Source organism: Orientia chuto str. Dubai, assembly GCF_000964595.1.
Taxonomy (GTDB): domain Bacteria; phylum Pseudomonadota; class Alphaproteobacteria; order Rickettsiales; family Rickettsiaceae; genus Orientia; species Orientia mediorientalis.
Genome location: NZ_LANP01000006.1, coordinates 1 through 18758 on the forward strand (window position 1 = coordinate 1; position 18758 = coordinate 18758).

General features: G+C 28.2%; 14 protein-coding genes, 1 other RNA gene and 1 pseudogene. 6 read left to right on the forward strand and 10 right to left on the reverse strand.

From position 1 onward, the window contains the following. Positions 1-1747: 1747 nt before the first annotated feature. A complete protein-coding gene (locus OCHUTO_RS01320; protein ID WP_045797071.1) occupies positions 1748-3094 on the forward strand; it encodes a hypothetical protein in 1347 nt (448 codons plus the stop codon). A gap of 225 nt (positions 3095-3319) precedes the next feature. Here OCHUTO_RS01320 and OCHUTO_RS01325 read toward each other — a convergent pair whose 3' ends face one another. From OCHUTO_RS01325 to OCHUTO_RS01340, 4 genes and pseudogenes are all read right to left on the reverse strand, one after another. Continuing rightward, positions 3320-5080 carry an aminopeptidase P family protein gene (locus OCHUTO_RS01325; RefSeq protein ID WP_045797072.1) on the reverse strand — a complete coding sequence of 587 codons (1761 nt, stop codon included), beginning with the start codon at positions 5078-5080 and terminating at the stop codon, positions 3320-3322. Next, positions 5077-7176 carry an NAD-dependent DNA ligase LigA gene (gene ligA / locus OCHUTO_RS01330; protein WP_045797073.1) on the reverse strand — a complete coding sequence of 700 codons (2100 nt, stop codon included), beginning with the start codon at positions 7174-7176 and terminating at the stop codon, positions 5077-5079. The genes OCHUTO_RS01325 and ligA overlap by 4 nt, the downstream gene beginning before the upstream one ends. Before the next feature lie 63 nt (positions 7177-7239). Further along, complete coding sequence (locus tag OCHUTO_RS01335) at positions 7240-7707, reverse strand: nucleoside deaminase (RefSeq protein WP_045797074.1); 468 nt, start codon at positions 7705-7707, stop codon at positions 7240-7242. A 55-nt stretch (positions 7708-7762) separates the two neighbouring features. Beyond that, a pseudogene (locus OCHUTO_RS01340) lies at positions 7763-8679 on the reverse strand (cation diffusion facilitator family transporter). A 244-nt stretch (positions 8680-8923) separates the two neighbouring features. Between OCHUTO_RS01340 and OCHUTO_RS01345 the strand changes: the two are divergent. Further along, positions 8924-9724 carry a helix-turn-helix domain-containing protein gene (locus OCHUTO_RS01345; protein ID WP_045797075.1) on the forward strand — a complete coding sequence of 267 codons (801 nt, stop codon included), beginning with the start codon at positions 8924-8926 and terminating at the stop codon, positions 9722-9724. A 514-nt stretch (positions 9725-10238) separates the two neighbouring features. Here the strand turns inward: OCHUTO_RS01345 and OCHUTO_RS07015 are convergent. The 5 genes from OCHUTO_RS07015 to OCHUTO_RS01360 all read right to left on the reverse strand — a co-directional run bounded on the left by OCHUTO_RS07015 (position 10239) and on the right by OCHUTO_RS01360 (position 13942). Beyond that, positions 10239-10628, reverse strand: a complete 390-nt coding sequence (locus tag OCHUTO_RS07015) for a glutathione S-transferase family protein (RefSeq protein ID WP_232296916.1) — start codon at positions 10626-10628, stop codon at positions 10239-10241. Then, positions 10580-10906 carry a glutathione S-transferase family protein gene (locus tag OCHUTO_RS07020; protein WP_232296917.1) on the reverse strand — a complete coding sequence of 109 codons (327 nt, stop codon included), beginning with the start codon at positions 10904-10906 and terminating at the stop codon, positions 10580-10582. Before OCHUTO_RS07020 ends, OCHUTO_RS07015 begins: the two co-directional genes overlap by 49 nt. A 17-nt stretch (positions 10907-10923) precedes the next feature. Next, positions 10924-11295, reverse strand: an RNA gene (gene rnpB, locus OCHUTO_RS04795) — RNase P RNA component class A. A gap of 231 nt (positions 11296-11526) precedes the next feature. Then, positions 11527-12534 (reverse strand): tryptophan--tRNA ligase, encoded by a 1008-nt coding sequence (gene trpS / locus OCHUTO_RS01355; protein ID WP_045797076.1) that lies wholly within the window; start codon positions 12532-12534, stop codon positions 11527-11529. Between the two features lie 640 nt (positions 12535-13174). Further along, complete coding sequence (locus OCHUTO_RS01360; protein WP_045797077.1) at positions 13175-13942, reverse strand: alpha/beta hydrolase; 768 nt, start codon at positions 13940-13942, stop codon at positions 13175-13177. Between the two features lie 39 nt (positions 13943-13981). On the opposite strand from OCHUTO_RS01360, the gene OCHUTO_RS01365 reads away from it, so the two are divergent. The 4 genes from OCHUTO_RS01365 to OCHUTO_RS01375 all read left to right on the forward strand — a co-directional run bounded on the left by OCHUTO_RS01365 (position 13982) and on the right by OCHUTO_RS01375 (position 17705). Further along, positions 13982-15121, forward strand: a complete 1140-nt coding sequence (locus OCHUTO_RS01365) for a glycosyltransferase family 4 protein (protein WP_084215319.1) — start codon at positions 13982-13984, stop codon at positions 15119-15121. A 737-nt stretch (positions 15122-15858) separates the two neighbouring features. Continuing rightward, positions 15859-16470 carry a hypothetical protein gene (locus tag OCHUTO_RS01370; protein ID WP_156961264.1) on the forward strand — a complete coding sequence of 204 codons (612 nt, stop codon included), beginning with the start codon at positions 15859-15861 and terminating at the stop codon, positions 16468-16470. Further along, positions 16452-16664 (forward strand): hypothetical protein, encoded by a 213-nt coding sequence (locus OCHUTO_RS05725; protein WP_156961265.1) that lies wholly within the window; start codon positions 16452-16454, stop codon positions 16662-16664. The genes OCHUTO_RS01370 and OCHUTO_RS05725 overlap by 19 nt, the downstream gene beginning before the upstream one ends. 459 nt (positions 16665-17123) lie before the next feature. After that, the gene (locus tag OCHUTO_RS01375; RefSeq protein WP_045797080.1) at positions 17124-17705 is read left to right on the forward strand and encodes a ribonuclease HII; all 582 of its coding nucleotides are present in this window, start codon (positions 17124-17126) and stop codon (positions 17703-17705) included. A 167-nt stretch (positions 17706-17872) separates the two neighbouring features. Here the strand turns inward: OCHUTO_RS01375 and OCHUTO_RS01380 are convergent, their stop codons facing one another. Next, entirely contained in the window at positions 17873-18643 is a 771-nt protein-coding gene (locus OCHUTO_RS01380; RefSeq protein WP_045797081.1) for a uracil-DNA glycosylase, read from the reverse strand. Between the last annotated feature and the right edge of the window lie 115 nt (positions 18644-18758).

An 18758-nucleotide genomic window follows, 5' to 3' on the forward strand; every position in this document is an offset into this window, starting at 1 on the left:
ATATGGTCCTATTTTTATTTTTAGCCCCTGGTTTTTATATTTCTTGTACAAATAAAAGATTTTTGTTCCACTACTCGACACTCTTAAAACAAGTCCTCTTTCAGTTTCATCTCTATAAACTATTGTTATTTTTTCATCGGAGTGTCTATTTTACTTAGTAATCTATTTGTAAACTTTAATACTATTGAAGACATAATTACTATATAATTTATGTATATTATTAATAAATATTACACTGTGGTTAAATAACTGATCAAATAATTATGCTTGTTTTATAGCAATTTTTTTATATTAATTCATTCATAATACATCTGAATTGAAAAACGCTTGATTTACCCTTAGGTTGTATGCGTTTCTTGATCATTAGTTCAACTTCTGAATTAAAAATTAGTGCTAAATTTCCTAAATTTTATTCTCCTTATATTCGACCTTTTGCATTAATTTTTTTTATAATATTGACAAATTTTGCAAATTTAATTATAGTTAAGGTTGAATATTAATTACAAAAATTAATAAAAGTTAACACAAGTTAATAGCAGGTTCTATAAAGTGCGAAAGTTAACAAAAATTAACTTTTCTTCTTCTTTAGATTGAATATGACTTTCAACCTTTTTCACTAGGGTATGACACTAATTATAAGTCCTTTCTCACATTCATCTCTATATATTACTCTACCTTCACTTGGAATCTCAATTTTTCTTAACTCTACTATTGTAAATTTTACTGCTGGCATACTCAATTCCTCCATGTTTTATAAAAAATAATCAACTTATACTCTATCAATTTTTTAGTTAAATTATTGACCTAATATTATGACTTTCGTTTTATAGCAAACTTTTTGTAATAATTTTGTAACATTTAATTTGAGCTTAAAAATCTCCTCAATTTAAGATTTGAGTTTATAAATTCTAAGTTTTAGTTGTTAAATTGAAAATTAAATTTTTAGTTTAAAATTTGCGATGTAATATTACTTGTGATTTCTTTAAACCTGTTAGCAATATTGACAAACAATTCTTATACAGTTATAGTTAAGGTTGCATATTAACTAAATTAATTAACACATACGCTAATAGTAGATTTTACGAAGTTTGCAAGTTAAGAAAAATTAACTTTTCTATACTTCTTCTTGCAGTCTATAGTTTTTAATAAAAAAAGTGTTAAGTGATATATATCCTCTTTATTGCTTAGTATTTTCAACTCAAGTCACAAATTCTAGATTATATTGAACATAGAGTAGGTCATGCTTTAAGGAGTTGATATCCTTCACATAACCATTCCATTAATTACAGTAGCGATTTAGGTCATGTATTCTAATGCAGAGTTTAATATTTTCATCTGGTTCAATTAATACATTTACTCACTTATTTTCTAGGTTCATTAATTATCAAATTCATATTGATAAACATTCCCTAGATCAGTTGCTAAATTTAAATCCTTAAACATAGTTGGAGCAAATAAAATCATCTATAAAACAGTATAGAGCTATTATAGTTTTTTTCATAAGATTGCCTCTTAAAAAAAAAATTTTTAAAATTCTTCCCAGAGTAATTTGTAAACCATTTTGTTAAGCTATTTTTCACAATTTACCTATCTAAGTCTTCTACCTAATTCTTTTTCTAATCCAAAATTAAGATTTATACTAAACTCATGTTGTATTATTTTAGCACTATACTGCAACTTTAAATTTCGTTTTGTGCTTTTTTGACTTATATTAAGCGTACTACTGATAATTAATGGAGGTATAAAGATGATTAATATAAGTACTCTAATTGATGAGCTAAATAATATTGCAAACTATGTTGATATAATTGATGATGGTGATATTTTAACAAATCATCAGTATATTCAAAAAATACTAGATATCTTACATCAAATTCCTGCTAAAGCCGGGGGGCAAAATGCAAAACTGCTTGATAGTTTAATTAATGGTATTGCTAGCAAAATAAATAAAGCTAATGAATTAAGCGATAAAGAAGTTGATAATTTAATTAATGAAATTGATAATTTAATTATAGAAGTTATTAGTGATGAATTAGGAAATGCTTTGGTAAGCAAGACCATTGATGATACAACTGACTTAATCAAAATTAGAAATAGAGTAGATTACCTCATTAAATTTGGCAAAGAGCGTGAAATTGCTGAAGCAAAAGAATTGGTAACATTTCAAATTGAAGACGATAGTTCTTGTTTTACAAATAAAATAAAAATTTCATACATAGGAATTAGACATGCTATAGAAAATCAAAATCTAGAGTTATTTAAGTTTTTTATAGAAAGTATCAATGAACATATTAAGTATATACATAACTTCGATAATAACAATGGTGATGTTAAATTAACATTAACAGGAGTAATTTTTTGTATTGTGTTACAGACTATAGTAGAAGCAAAAAATAACTATACTCTTAGTAGTAATCATACAGCTGAAATGCTTAATATTATGTTTAATGTTTTTCAAGATATTAATATTGATTTTGATTCTTGTATTATACGTTGCAAGCTAAAGTTCAATAGCAATATCATACTGGAAGATGCATTAAGTGTTGTTATTAACAATAATAAAATAACAACTACATTAGAATTATTAAAGCTTTATAATAAAGATAATACTAAGCTTAAAATTAATAATAAAACTATTTTGCCTGAAATAAAATCTTTATTGCAAGCGAACAATTTTATTTATCATCAATGCTGTAATAGTAATATATTTAAGAAATTATTCTCTTTTAACAGTTCTATTAATCTTTTAAAGCATAAGCTACCATTTCGAGAATTTCAAGAATTAGAAATAGCAGCAAAATTAGCAAGTTCTGAAAGTCAACTACCGCTATTAGATAAGCAACAAGTGCTGCCACCAGTTAAAAGTAATATTATTAACAGTATTAAATTATTTAAGCTACCATATTTTAAGCGTTTTGATTCATACAAGTTACCGCAATGCAAGACTAGTAATTCTTTAGAAGAGTTAATAGAGCATGGCATGTATCAATCACTATCTGAAGCAAATATAGAGCTTTATTGTATTAATAATTCTGAATTTGATAAAGAACCAATAGGTGATAACAGCAGGCCTTATACTAGTACATACCTCTAACTTCAGTGTTGATAAGGGGTAGGAGAATACTTAGAGTGCTAAATCGTGAAAAAATAGCTTAATAAAGCATTAACAAGTTCTTTAAACCCATCATCATCAGCATGGAATGCTGTTGTCCATATATTTATCTTCCTTAGTTGATTAATTATTAACCTTCTCTTAATTCTAAAATCTTAATCCAAAACTGAGATAATATGTACTACCTGATATTTAATCATAATATTTTTATATATGCTTTTTAAGCCATGATTTAGCTTGGCTACTAAGAAGTGGTTTTACGTCATTACTTATTCTTTGATAATAATGCCAAATATATTTTTTTTCTTCATTAGTTAGTAGTGATGTTAAAATAAGATCTTTACAATATGGAACAAGTGTTAAGGTCTCAAATTCTAAAAACCCATCATATTGTGAATTTTTCACAAACATAAGATTTTCTATTCTAATACCATATTCGCCTTCTTTATAGTAACCTGGTTCATTTGAAAGTATCATACCTGGAACTAATGCTATACCGTTGTTATATTGAGCAATAGATTGAGGGCCTTCATGAACACTAAGACAATTACTAACTCCATGACCAGTACCATGATGATAATCAAGTCCATTTTGCCATAAGTTCCTTCTAGCTATAACATCTAGATTACTTCCTACTGTTCCATATGGAAAAACACTATTTAATAAAGATATGTGCCCCTTTAAAATCTTTGTATATCTCTCTTTTTGCATCTGAGTAGCTTGGCCAATTACTATTGTTCGAGTAATATCAGTAGTACCACCAAGATATTGACCTCCAGAATCTATTAATAAAATTCCATGATTTCTAATTAGCTTCGCAGATTCTTTTATTGGTTTATAATGTATAATGGCACTATTTTCATTAAAACCACATATACTATCAAAACTATTACAAATATAATTTGGTTGTTTTTTTCGAAAATTAGTAAGCATTTCACTTAAACTGAATTCAGTAATATTTGCTGATTCAAGTTTACATTGAGAAATCATATCGTCTAACCAAGCAAAAAACTCACACATTGCAACTGCATCATTAACATGACATTGCTTAGCAGCATCAATTTCAACTTGATTTTTGCAAGCCTTCATTGTTGCACATAAATCATGTTGCTGTTTAATAATTTGCTTATTTTTAATTATACTTAAAAAGCCTAAAGGGCAGCTTTCATTGATAAGAATTTTATCTGTAATTTTGCATAATACAGCATTAATATCTGTTTCTAAATATAATTTAATGGTATGATAGCCTTGATTAAGATGTTGCCTAACAGATTGATTTAAACGCTCTAAATTAGTAAAAAGATGTACTGATTGTGTTTTGCAATCTAAATAAGCATAGGAAAGCATTAAAGGAGTGAATTCTGTATCAAAAGCTCTAAGATTGAGTAGCCAGCATATTGAAGTAGAATCAGTAATAAAATATCCGCCAACATTTTTATTTTTAAGCTCAATAAATAACTTAGAAAGTTTATCTTTAATGGTCTGTCCTGCATAATCTACTGAATAAATCCAAGCATTAGTTGATGGCTTGCAAGGTTGATCATTCCAAATCAAGTCAATTAAATTTGGCTCTATAGGCTTTAATTTTAACTGTTGGAAATAGCGAATTGAATTTAAGTTTAAAAGATAAGGATCATAACCTATTGTTATATTGTCATCATTTGCAAGAATACTACCCAAATCAGTATCCATAATATTTTGAATATCTATAATTTTAAATTGTTTCAAATCAACTTGTTTACTTGCTTGAATTAAATATCGTCCATCAGTAAACAATACAGCTTTGTTTGTTGTGATTATAGCGATACCATATGATCCGGAAAAGCCGGTAATATATTCTAGTCTTCGTGCATATTTAGGAGCGCATTCACTTTGGTATTCATTACTTGAAGGAACAATATAACCGCTGATGTTAAATTCTAAAAATTTCTGTCTTAATTGCTTTAGCCTTTGTTCATTATTATTCATAATTCATTAACCATTTTAACCCATTCAGTTTCATCAATAATTTTTATTCCTATTTCTTGAGCTTGCTTTAGCTTATTTCCAGCTTTAGAGCCTACTACTAATAAATTAGTATTATTAGATATTTGAGTACCAACTTTAGCTCCTAATTTCTCTGCTTGTAATTTAATTTCTGCACGCGAAACAGTAGCAAAAGTTCCAGTAAATACTACATTTTGATTCGATAATATCAGATTATTTTTCTGAACCTGCCAATCCTGTATAGTTAATATATTAATAAGTTTTGTTATTAAATCCACATTAGCAGAAACCATAAAAAATTGTTTTAACTGGCTAGTAGTTTTTACTCCTAAGCCCTCTATATTATTTAGTTGTTCATATATTTCTGTAAAGTTATTTGCTAGTTTTAGTGCTTTATCTATAAAATTTTTAGCTGTTTTAAATTCTTTCGCTAGCAATTTAGCACTATATTTACCAATATGCTTAATAGCTAATGAATAAATAAACTTATCTAGAGTAACATTTTTAGCTTGATTGATATTTTCAAATAGCTTATTTACAGATTTTATTCCCCAACCATCTATATTTTCAAGTTTATTTAAATAAAAAACTTTATTATTTTCTTCAAGCAAGAATATATCAACTATATTTGATATATACTGATTATTCAGTAGAAATTGAATTTTCTGTCTGCCTAATCCATCAATATTTAATGCATCCTTTGATACAAAGTGACATATACGCTCGTAAATTTGAGCTGGACAAGTTAAACTATTACTGCACCTTACTATTGTTTCTCCTTCGCTAATAACTAAATCTTGCTGACAAGACGGGCATTTATTTGGAAATAAAACCTTAACAACTTGTTGATTATTTCTAGCTGAAAAATCAACTCCATTAATTTTAGGAATTACATCTCCAGCTCTTTGCAAAAAAACATAATCACCAATTCTAATATCTTTCAACTCTATTTCTTGGTTGTTATGTAACGTTGCTCTTGATATTGTTACTCCAGCAATATTAATAGGTACTAGCATTGCTACAGGAGTTATGGCCCCTGTTTTTCCAACTTGAAATACAATATCAGTTATTTGTGTTCTGCCAATTAATGATGGAAATTTATAAGCTATAGCAAAGCGTGGACTAGTACTAGTAGCTCCTAATCTTTTCTGTAAAGCAAGATCATTGATTTTATATACTATTCCATCTATCTCAAATGCTAATTTTGAACGTTTTGCAAAAACTTGATTATAAAATTCTATTATTGAATTAAGATCATTTGATAATATATAATCTTCATTAACAAGAAACCCAAGCTGAGATAATTTCTGCAGTAACTCAAACTGAGTAGCAGCAAAATCTGGATTGGATGATTCTCCTAATGCATAAACAAAGTATTTTAGTGGTCTTTGAGCTGTAATAGCAGGATCAAGTTGCCTGATAGAACCAGCAGCTGCATTACGTGAATTAGCAAATAAAGCTTTACCTAATTTCTGTTGTTGAGTATTTAAAGCTTGAAAGTCATCATTAGTAATATAAATTTCTCCCCTAACTTCAAATATTTTATCAGTAATAGGTAGAGTTTGTGGAAAGAATTTTATAGTCTTTAAATTTTCAGTAATATTTTCTCCAATATGGCCATCACCTCTCGTACTTGCTAATGTTAATGTTCCATGCTTATATCTAGCACTAAATGATAATCCATCGATTTTATATTCACAAACTATTTGAGGGCAGTAATCAATTCTTAAAAAATTTTGTATTTTAGTAATAAAATTGTTGATATCTTTAACGCAAAAAGCATTAGCCAATGATAGCATTGGCTTAAGATGTACTACCTTTGAAAATTGTGTATTAGGAGTAAACCCAACTTTTTGAGATTGCGTATTTGCTAGAGCTACATTGGGAAACTTTGCTATAATTTTGTTATTCAAATTTTTTAGCAAATCATATTGAGCATCACTAATTAATGGACTATCATCATTATAATAAGCTTTATCATATTTTTGTAACTCTAAAGTTAAAAATTCTATGATTTCCTTAGCACTAGCTGATGTTAACTGGTCAATATTAATTGTACTAATATCTATTTTAGTCATTTTTTAGGCATGGTTTTAATCTATATAACCAAATAATACCTGTATTCTAGCAAATTTTAATGTCTAACTTAATATAATTTGTTTATTTTTTTTCCTAAGATTATCAAAAAACTTTTGTAGTAGTTTCTTTGATTGTAGCTCCATAATTCCACCGTATATTTCTGGTTTATGATATATTACTGTATTATAAAAAAGTCGTACACCATTTTCCAGTGCTCCAAATTTTTTATCATATGCCCCAAAAAATATACGATCAACTCTAGCATAAGCTAATGCGGTGGCACACATTGTACAAGGCTCTAAGGTAACATATATATCGTGACCATATAGATATTTAGAGCCTAATAAGTTACAAGCTTGATTAATTGCAATAATTTCAGCATGATAAATAGGATTTGCTGTTTTTTCAACTTGATTATAAGCACTAGTTAACACAGTTCTTGTTGCTCGATTAACTATAACTGCTCCTACAGGTACTTCTTCTGATCTAAACGCTTGTAAAGCTTGCTCTAGTGCTTGTACCATAAACATAACTATAACATAATTATTTTACTCGAGTAGGTAATTTAAAGAATGGTATATTGTATCAAATTTTCTCTTGATACATTACACTCTGCTCATAGCCAGCAGGGTCTTGATGTATTAGTACCTCACAATCAGGAAACGCTTGCTCAATTTTTGTACTAATGTCTTCAGCAATTTCATGAGCCTGAAGTAAAGTCATATTACCATCAACTTCTAGGTGGCACTGAATAAATGCTTTATTACCAGCATATCTAGTTTTAAGCTCATGTACTCCTAAAACTTGCGTATTTTGACGAATAATATTCAAAATTTTTTGTTTTTCTGTTTTATCAAACTCATGATCAAGAAGATTTTTAAGGGCCTTTCTAAAGAGTTTTATACATCCATATAGTAAATATATGCTAATCAAAATTGCAAATATTAAATCAATAAACCATAGATTTATGCTAATTTTTAGTGATATAATAACTGATAAGTTAGTTAATAGATCAACAAAATTATGAAATTTATCAACTTTAACAATGTAAGATTGAGTTTTCTTATACACATAGTTCTGATAACAAACTAATATAAATATACAAACAGATGATATGATCATAACATTTATTCCAACATTATGATGACTAACTTCATGAAAATTAAAGAATTTGTTAACAGCTGAAAATAACGTAAAAATCGCAGAACAAAAAAAGAATATTCTTGAGAAAAGATAGCTAAATCTTGTACTTTGTTATGGCCAAAGCGATGATTATCATCAGGAGGCAGTAGCATTATATGCACTGCTATCATATTTATTAAGGATGAAGAAATATCTAGCATAGAATCAAGCAAAGAAGCAAATAATGCTACTGAGTTAGTAGTCATCCATCCATATAGCTTAATTGCTAAAATGATACTTGCAGTTGCAATTGATAAAAAAATTGCGCGTTTAATTAGTTTGGAATGTTGAAGATAAATAGGAACTACTTTATGTTTCATGTTTTAAGTATATTTCATTTTTGTATCATTAATAATAATTAAGCAGTATGAGAGTAAATTAATCAACAGTAGAATAATATGTTTTATCTCAAAAATACAAAAATTTTTAGCTACAATACTATATAACAAAAATACAACGAATGTTAATTAATAACAGAATACTAAAATATAGTATAATAAAATCAACTTGCGTAGAACTTATATATGGTTTAGCTTGTAATATATATTAATTAGAAAAAATTTTATGGGAAATGTTGGACGGCAAATTTCAAAGTTTCTAAAAAACCAAATGAAACACATGACTAGAATGGAGATGGCTCAAGGAAGTGGGGTATCTTATACTGAAGTATGTGCATTAATTGCTAGTGCTAAGCCAAATCCACGCTTAGAGACTGTAGCCAAGCTTAGTAATTTCTTCGAGAAATCTATAGATGAAATATTAAATCGAAAGCGAAAGTGTACAAATACAGGTATAAGCAATGGTTATATAAATCCCGAGCTAGTTAATCAAAATGTTAGGCAGTTTTTACAGCAATTCGTGCAAGACAAGAGGCTTAGACCATCAGAGTTATCTACAAGTGCTGGGCACAGTATTATGGCTGTAGCTGATTTTATATCTAATAAAAAAGAATCACTAGGCTGCTCTATTTTATTGCACATAGCAGATGCCCATGGACTATCTATTCATGGTATAATGAGTGGAGCATTCTTAAAAACAAAAGATAAGTCTACTGCCATTAATCAGGAAGCTGAGCAGAAGGCTGTCTTACATACAATGGCTAGCAATATTAATACTACCGATAAGCAAGAAGATATTGATCAAGGTATAGCTCAAACAACTCAAAGTTTAAGCTTAATTGGCCAAACAATTGGTAAGCATATAGGAACTGAAGATAGTTCTTCATCTCCACAAACTGCAGTCTCACGTATTATAGAAAAAAGAAAACAAGCTAGCGAAGAGAAGGAAGGTCAATCGAGCTCTGTGGTATCACAAGTTATGTCTAGAAGAATAAAAGAGCAAAAATCAAAAAAGAGAGATTTTTAAAGTCAGTAAAGTTAATATTAATAGCGCAGGAATATAATGTTGTTCCTAATTCTTCTATAAGAAAAAAACTTCAAACTATCTAGCGTACTTTTATTATAATATAGTTATAAACTACTGAGCAAACATCAAAAAAAACTCAGTAGGTAAAAAGTATAAATAAGCATTGATTAACACATCATAGGCTACCGAATTTACATTTAAACTAGAAAGTAATACTCTATAAAAACCCCATAAGAAATCTGACTTACTTTATAAAGCAATATACCTTGCCTGAAAAGTGAGTAAAATAAAAGAATTTAAGATAGAAAATCAAAGCAATGTTGCTCTACTATGGAGATGATGGGGTAAAAAAAATTGGAAATTTTGCTATTAAAAACATGATGGTGTAAGGAAATATCTAGAAACTTAACTATAGATTAACATTAGTTTGAAATTAGAAAGAAAATTATGTTAGAGGTTTAGAGGAAAGAAGTTTATCATTGCCTAACCATAATAAACTTTCTATGGTCATTCTTTAAAAATCTAATTCAGCATAATGCTTAGGCGGAAAAAATCCTGGAGCATAATCTTGCAATAATGGCTTAAAGCTAGGCCTAGATTTTATCAGCATATACCAATCTTTAACATTAGGATAATAATCCCAAATAACTTCATTAAAATAGTCTATTACTGATATATGACTAGCTGCAGCAACATCTGCAATAGTTATTCGATCTCCAGTTAAATAGGAATTTACTTGCAAAAGATTAGCAATCATATTAAAATGGAGCTTTTGATTAGCTTTTGCAGATTTTAATAAATCTGTTCTCGGGGAGTTACAATTTTTTAAAAATTTAATTAGTTTTTCATCTAATATTATTTTTGTAACCTCATGATAAAACTTATTATTAAACCAAGTGAACAACTTTCTAATGCAACATTATCTTCTGACTTATTACCCATAAAATAAAAATTTTGCTCAATTTCTTTCAAGTATTCAATAATGGTGAAAATGTTATATATTACTAACCCAGATGGTTCTACTAATACCGGTAATTCACCATTTGGATTAAGAGCAATGAATTCTTTCTTTTTCAACCAGAATTCTTCCTTTATTAAAGTAAATATCGAACCTACTTCTTTTAATATAACTCTTAATTGCCTTGAAAAAGGGCATAAATGGTAATGATATACTTTTCTCATTTTGACACAACTAATAATTATATTGATGGCCTATAAGCCGAGTTCTGTAAAATATTACGGTTATTTATCTGGGATAAATATTACTATTTACCTCAAGCGACCTACCCAAGCAACTAGATAAAAACATCTATTATAACATTATTCCAGTTATGTATTGCTTCTATTTGGTCTTGCTCCTAGTGGGGTTTACCATGCGTAATTTATTACCAAACTACCGGTAAGCTCTTACCTTACCTTTTCACCCTTACCAAAATCTTTTGGCGGTATATTCTCTGTGGCACTTTCCCTAGAATTACTTCTGCTGGGTATTACCCAGCACTATGTTTTTATGGAGCTCGGACTTTCCTCACAAAAACCTATAGATTTTGTGCAACCGCACAGCCATCAATAAAAAACATTATGCTGCAACATTCAAAATTAGTCAACACCAAGTTATCTGCAAGATTAAGTAAGACAATATGCTAATAACACTTAGTAAAAGACAAAAAAATACAAGATAAAATTAATTAATCAAGCTTTACAATTGTTTTTTAAATTAAAACAAAAATTATTCATATTATAAATTGATATATCAAATTATAGTTCATCATTTTTTCTATTCTGCTTAAAGTATAAAAAGTCTAATTAGAAAAAACTTGTAGCCCAAATTTTTTCTTTATCCTTGTTATAGTTTTTACAGCTATTATTCTAGCTTGATTAGCTCCAGCAACTAATACTTGGTTAACATAATCTAAATTATTCATGTAATTGTTATATTCTTTTAAAATTGGATTAAGGCAATCTATAATTAACATTGCTAAATCTTTTTTAAATTTTATTAATTCTGAATACTCATATTCTTTTACTATATCATTAGTATTTCTATTAGATAATGCAGCAAATATGTTAATTAAGTTAGAAACTTCTGGTCTATCTACAGGATCATAAGTAATCCGAGGCTGACAATCCGTTTTTGCTTTTTGTAACTTCTGAAAAATTACATCTGGAGAATCTATTAGATTAATTCTACTAAAATCTGAAATATCAGACTTACTCATTTTTTTTTTGCCATCTTTTAAACTCATAACTTTTCCAGTAATATGATCTATGAATGGTTCTGGTAGCTTAAAAATTGTACTATCATTAAATTTATGGTGCACTATTTTAACTATATCTCTTATTAGTTCTAAATGTTGTTTTTGATCGGCTCCTACTGGTACTAAATCCGCTTGATATAGTAGAACATCTGCAGCCATTAACACAGGATATGCCAATAACCCTAAGCTGACATAATTTGAGCTATCATTGATAGTTTTATCCTTAAATTGAGTCATTCGCTTCAATTGACCAAGTGGAGTAATACAATTTAATATCCATGCAAGCTCTGAATGCTCTTTTACGTCAGACTGAAGAAAAATTATTGATTGTTTTGGGTTTATTCCACAAGCTAGAAGCATACAGGCTGCACTCAATGTTGACTTATGTAATTCTAGTGGTTCCTGCGTAGTAGTAATTGAATGTAGATTAGCAAGGAAAAATATGGATTGGTATTCTGATTGTATTTGAACCCACTTTCGTATTGATCCTAAATAATTTCCAAGATGCTGCTTCCCAGTAACCTGTATACCAGATAATATGCACTTTAACATTAATATGCCTAATTTAAAGTTTTAAAATGGCTTTCATTATAAATATAATTTAGAATTTTTGCATCAATAATTTTAAGAGTTAATGTATTTGTACCTAAATTACAGGTAAGTTTTTGCTTTCTGATAGTGAAATTATTATAACAAAGACATCTTTCTAGCTTTTTTTTATAATAGTGTTTTACTACTCATTTTATATATACTTATTTTATATATAAAAGCTAACTAGTGTATTTCTATTTTTTGCTTAAATCTTTGTCTTTAAACTACTACCAACCTTTTTTAAACACTAGATTATGATGATTATAGAGAAAGAAAATGTAAAAATTAAGTTTAATAACAATGTTATAATATAAAATAAGAAACTATATGCACTAAGAAATTAATAAAAAACAATACTCAGCCCATTGTTTTCTAAATGAAGATTAGCTCTTGCTTTTATGCAATCAAATTTTCATCTAGATTAGTATTTAGTCAAGCTTTTTTGGTACTTGCATATACAATAAGATAGGTTACTAACTCTTATACAGTAATATTGATAAATTAATACTTAAATGTCACACTGTTTTGCAGCTTATATTTGAATATCGTTACAAAGTTCTTGCAGTTATAAATTTGTGTTATGTAGTGTTGTTATCTAATCTTAACTATTTATTTGCTGCATAATTTCTTTGATAGCATAAGATATATTACTTAGGCTAGCAGGATCAGAAAGAAAGTGGTCTGCATATCTTAATAGCTTCAAGGTAGAGTAACAAGTTTGAACTCTATTAATCAGATTTACAGATTCTTGATATGGTACCTCCTGGTCTTGCATACCATGAATAATAGCAAGTGGGCACTGAATATTAATAGTAGATTTATTCAATAATAAATATTTTCTAGCATTAGATATTAGATTATAACTTATAGAATATTTACTATTACAACTATTTCCGCTCAACTCAATATACCCTTTATTAACCATAAGGTATTTATTTTTTTCTGTAAGCTTATTCCAAATTAAAGTTTCTGTAAAATCTATTGCAGGAGATAGAGCAACTACTCCACTAATATCGATATTATTTTTAACAGCAGCTAACATTGCTAACCAACCTCCTAAACTTGAGCCAACAATAATATTTTTAAAATTGTTGCTAGTATGATACATAATAGCTTGAGTAGCATCAAACCAACTTTCAATTGTTTGATCAATAAATCTACCTGAAGAATTACCATGTCCATAATTATCAAAAGCTAAGAAGTTAAGATCTTCTTCTTGACATAGGTGATGCAAATAATTAGACTTCTTACCTGCCATGTTTGACATCATACCATGGAGAAAAACAATATTAATTAAACTATTTTTTTTACTTTTATGTTGTTTATAAGCAATAAACCTGCCATCATCTAAGCTATAAATTTTATGCATTATATTATCTAGTATCTATATTAAAGATTGGAAAATATTATGAGTATAACTTACCATAAAAAAACAATTTTGCAAGTTACTCCATCACTAGTAAATATCGGAGTTGAACGTGGTACTATTGATGTTGCTAACTATCTAGTACAAAATGGCTACAAATCTCTAGTAGCATCATCTGGTGGCGTTCTTCTTGAACAGTTAAATAATACTGGCAGCACTCATTATCTAGTAAATACAAAAAGTAAGAATCCATTCATTATTTGGCGTAATCATGCTGTACTATCAGACATCATAAAACAACAAAAAGTTGATATAATACATGCTAGGTCTAGAGCACCTGCTTTTAGCTCATATCTTGCAGCTCGTAAGACTAAGATTAAATTTATTACTACCTTTCATGGATTTTATAATTTTTCAACTCTAATTAGAAGAATGTACAACAGTATCATGGTTAAAGGCGATATAGTTATTGTAGTTTCAAATTTTGTTAAAAATCACATTATAAGACACTATAATGTATCTGAAGAAAAAATTAGAGTAATACATCGTGGTATTGATTTAGATTATTTTAATCCTGAAAATATCGAACAGAGTAAGTTGGAGCAATGCAGAGCAATGTATAATATTCCAACAGATGTTTGTGTAATATTATTGCCAGCTAAAATGACTAAGTGGAAAGGACATGAAGTTGTAATTGAAGCCTTAAATATCATAAAAGATTGTAATTTTTATTGTATTATGGTTGGAGATACTTTATCTAACCGCAATTTTACTAATGCAATAAGAAAAAAGATTATGCATTATAAGTTGCAAAGCAAAATTCAGATTTTCGGATCTATGGTTTATCCACCAGAATTATATGCTTTAGCTGATATTGTTCTTTGTCCCTCCATTGAACCAGAAGCATTTAGTCGCGTTGTAGTTGAAGCTCAAGCTATGGAAAAAGTTGTAATTGCTAGCAATATTGGCAGCACTATGGAAACAATAGCTAATGAAGCTACTGGATTTTATACTAATACAGATGATGCACATGATTTATCAGAAAAAATCAAGTATGCATTGCTAAATTTAACAAGTAATAAAATGCAAATTATGCGAAAGCAAGCTAGGAAATTTGCATTACAGCAATTTTCTTTGCAACAAATGCAAAGCAAAATTTTGAGTGCTTACAATGAATTGTGATTGTCAATCTCTTCAATAAAAAAGAGCATAATATAATTTTCGGTAATATATAAAAGTCAACTAAGCAAATATAAAACTAATTCTGTTACATTTAGTGTGGCATATTTATTAATTTATATAAAATTTGAGATTTTAGATGTTATGCTGTCATTAGCATTTTGAAAATTCTCAAAAGTAGATACATGATCATTAGCTCCAACTATCTGCTTAAGTTATACGATTTCTATACTGGTACATAGTTAATATTATCACTATGAAAAAACCAAGCATTATTTTAATTCGTTTTTTAATACATATATTAATATCGTTCAGATATTTGTTTTGGAATATTTTTTTCTTTCGTTTCTTAGGTAGGATTTAAAGTCATTAAGAATAGAAGTATTACTATGTAATTGAAATATGGAAAAAAGTGAGTAAATCAAGTTTGCAACAATTATTTGTGATATTCCAGTATAACTTTTCTTCAGAGATTGTAAATAAAGTCTTTATGGGTTTAATCTTATATTTTTTTAAACAGCACATATATTTACTCTGAATTTTAATTATGCTAGCTTAGCTTAAAAGATTATATTGAAAGTTCAGTAAGCATGCTTGAAAGAATCAATAATTTTGATATAGCTGGTCTATTTTAGTTAATGCATAAATCAATGAGTATTAATATATGTTATTGATATTTTCATTTATATTATGTTTTCTTAATGAAAATATCAATAACATAAAGAATATACATAATAATTATGGTAAATATGGATAGATGCAATAGCGTATTAAGAAGTGCTGTTATTCTCAATAATTATGAGCTTGTTGAAAAAATTATCGCTGGAACAGTAACTGTAGAAGAATTGCAAAATCATAGAAGAGAATATATACAAATAAGCCCATATAAAGTATTATCTTACTATAATATAAAGGCTGAAGATGATGGAACAATAATAGAGGAGTGTCAGGATTACTGTGACGACATAGTTGATGATTCTGATGATGATGTAAATACAACTAGAACAATAATAGATAAAAATCGTAAGCTTGCAGATGAAGAATTTGAATCTATATTATGTACTGACACTTATACAGATTGTTTAGCTAACGTATCGCTGACGAATCAAAAAATAAGAAAACATAGTAATAATTCTGTAATACTACCAACAGACGATAGAATCATAATTTCTGTATTTAAAAATGCTCCGCTTGATTTGTTGAATGAGTATTGTAGTAACATAGTAGAAGTCTCACAGATAAATATTGCACCTTTGATAGAAAATATTTGCAAATCAAAAAGAGAAGGAATTATTATTAGTTGCAACGCTGTAGATATATTTAAAAAAATGCTGTGGATGAAAGTCGCCTAAAGAGTGGTTATGAACGATCTTTGCCATCAAATAATAAAAGTGTATATATTCATTCAAACAATGCAATTCAAAAATATTGCATTAAAAATGAGAGTGGAGGATATGAGATAAAACCAAGCTTATATGAAGAAGAATTAAATATATGTGCTGCTGGTGGTTCGATGGATAACGAGACAATGCAAGATTTACTATAGATTTTTTTATTTGGCATAAAGTATTAGCTAACGCGATTATTAGAAGGCTTGATTTCATGTTAAAGTTGAATATTGAAAAATTAATAAAATTTAACACAAATTGATAGTAGGCTCTATAAAGTATAAAAGAGTTAATAAAAAATCAGCTTTTCTTCTTCTTTATGTTTGATATGTTTTTCATACTTATTTAGTAGACGAGGTTATCCTTTGTAAGCCATCTATTAAGCTATTTTTTTGTTCACAATTTGCCTCTCTAGAAGCCTTCTACTACCTAATTCTTCAATCTAAAACTTAGAGATAAATATTCATAATTAATACTGTATTTTGATGTATTAAGTATATCATTCTTTATAAATTTTATTTACATCCTTGTCATTATTTTAATTAGCATTTTGCAGTAAATTTAATATATAAGATTTATCGCATAATATAGTATTTTCCAAAAATTTTAATAAAGATATGAAGCCAAATTTGAACATTGAACAGAATTATGCTTTCGAAGTAGTAGCAGGAGTAGATGAAGCTGGGAGAGGTTCATTAGCTGGACCAGTAGTAGCTGCTGCTGTAGTTATCAGTCAGTCAGTAATAATAGATGATATTAAAGACTCAAAGGTTTTATCTAAGCTAAAGCGAGAAAGTTGTTATAATAAGATTATTCACAATTATTGTTACAGTATTGGCATTGCTTCAGTTCAAGAAATTGATAAATATAATATCCTAGAAGCAACAAAGATGGCATGCATAAGAGCAGTTAAGAATTTAGTAATTACACCTACAAAAGTTATAGTAGATGGTAATATGAATTTCTTTGATAAGAGATTTATTAGTATAGTGCATGGCGATAGCACTTGCTACTCTATAGCATCTGCTTCAATAGTAGCTAAAGTAACAAGAGACCATATGATGCAGATTTTGCATAAGGAACACCCGGTTTATGGTTGGAATAATAATTGTGGGTATGGTACTAAGTTACATATTGAAGCAATTAAAACCTACGGTAAAACTATTCATCATAGAACTAGCTTTAAACCTCAGTTTTAGATTTATAAATCTCTATAATATAATTATTATGAATAAAACTAAACTTAAGCTGCTTTATATTAAGTTGCATAAGATTTATATGTAACAATGAAGAAAAATAAAAAAACAAAATCCTAGCTAAAGAATTAAGAAGCAACTAGCATTATCATAAATTATTAGTATTTTTACTATATATTCTTTAATATAAATTGCTGTATTTTTAGCAAGTCATACCAGCAGGCTTTTTTTTGTAAAGGTTGCCTTAGCATATAAGCTGGATGAAAGATTGCGGTAATAGGAATTGAGAAGGATAGATAGCAGTTTTTATATAGAAAATATTCTTGTCTAATTTTAGAAATTTTAACATGATCACCTAACAGGCTTACTGCTGCAGTGCTACCAACTAGGATTATTAACTTAGGATTGATTAGGGCAATATGTTTTTCCACAAATGGACGACAAATTGCCAGTTCCTCAGATGTAGGCCTACGATTAGCAGGTGGACGCCAAAATACTGTATTAGTAATATATACATTTTTAGCTCGAGATAAATTAATAGATTTTAACATATTATCAAGCAGCTTACCACTTTCACCACAAAAAGGAATACCATATTTATCTTCATTTTGCCCAGGTGCTTCCCCGATAAGCATAATTGGAGCTGATGTGATACCATCTCCAAATACTGTATTTTGGGCTGTCTTTTTGAGTAAACAACCATCAAAAGAAATTACAGCAGATTTTAAATCTGCTAATGTATGTATGCTATCTGCAAGTTGTCTTGAATCTAAATTTTGAGTAGTGGAGCCAACTGAGATTTGCTCGCTCAATACTTTTTCTTTATTAATTGAATTAAATTGGTTTGAAGATTCTATATTATCACTAACTATGTTATCATTAACATCCATATAGATATACCATTTTAATAATTCAACTCCTGAAGGGAATTCACGATTCATAAAAACACTACTTTTAATGTTTAAGATATATCACTAAGTTTTTAAATTAAAGTTTAAAATATACATCTTTATTTTTCTATACTCAAAACTAGCTTATGAAAAAATTCTCTTCATT

What these genes read in the sequence shown, in the direction of transcription:
- ligA (WP_045797073.1), bottom strand. Translation starts at nt 7,176, where the DNA reads ATGACTAAAATAGATATTAGTACAATTAATATTGACCAGTTAACATCA.
- OCHUTO_RS01360 (WP_045797077.1), bottom strand. Translation starts at nt 13,942, where the DNA reads ATGCATAAAATTTATAGCTTAGATGATGGCAGGTTTATTGCTTATAAA.
- OCHUTO_RS01335 (WP_045797074.1), bottom strand. Translation starts at nt 7,707, where the DNA reads ATGTTTATGGTACAAGCACTAGAGCAAGCTTTACAAGCGTTTAGATCA.
- trpS (WP_045797076.1), bottom strand. Translation starts at nt 12,534, where the DNA reads ATGTTAAAGTGCATATTATCTGGTATACAGGTTACTGGGAAGCAGCAT.
- OCHUTO_RS07020 (WP_232296917.1), bottom strand. Translation starts at nt 10,906, where the DNA reads ATGAGAAAAGTATATCATTACCATTTATGCCCTTTTTCAAGGCAATTA.
- OCHUTO_RS01345 (WP_045797075.1), top strand. Translation starts at nt 8,924, where the DNA reads ATGGGAAATGTTGGACGGCAAATTTCAAAGTTTCTAAAAAACCAAATG.
- OCHUTO_RS01325 (WP_045797072.1), bottom strand. Translation starts at nt 5,080, where the DNA reads ATGAATAATAATGAACAAAGGCTAAAGCAATTAAGACAGAAATTTTTA.
- OCHUTO_RS01320 (WP_045797071.1), top strand. Translation starts at nt 1,748, where the DNA reads ATGATTAATATAAGTACTCTAATTGATGAGCTAAATAATATTGCAAAC.
- OCHUTO_RS01380 (WP_045797081.1), bottom strand. Translation starts at nt 18,643, where the DNA reads ATGAATCGTGAATTCCCTTCAGGAGTTGAATTATTAAAATGGTATATC.
- OCHUTO_RS01365 (WP_084215319.1), top strand. Translation starts at nt 13,982, where the DNA reads ATGAGTATAACTTACCATAAAAAAACAATTTTGCAAGTTACTCCATCA.
- OCHUTO_RS01370 (WP_156961264.1), top strand. Translation starts at nt 15,859, where the DNA reads ATGGTAAATATGGATAGATGCAATAGCGTATTAAGAAGTGCTGTTATT.
- OCHUTO_RS01375 (WP_045797080.1), top strand. Translation starts at nt 17,124, where the DNA reads ATGAAGCCAAATTTGAACATTGAACAGAATTATGCTTTCGAAGTAGTA.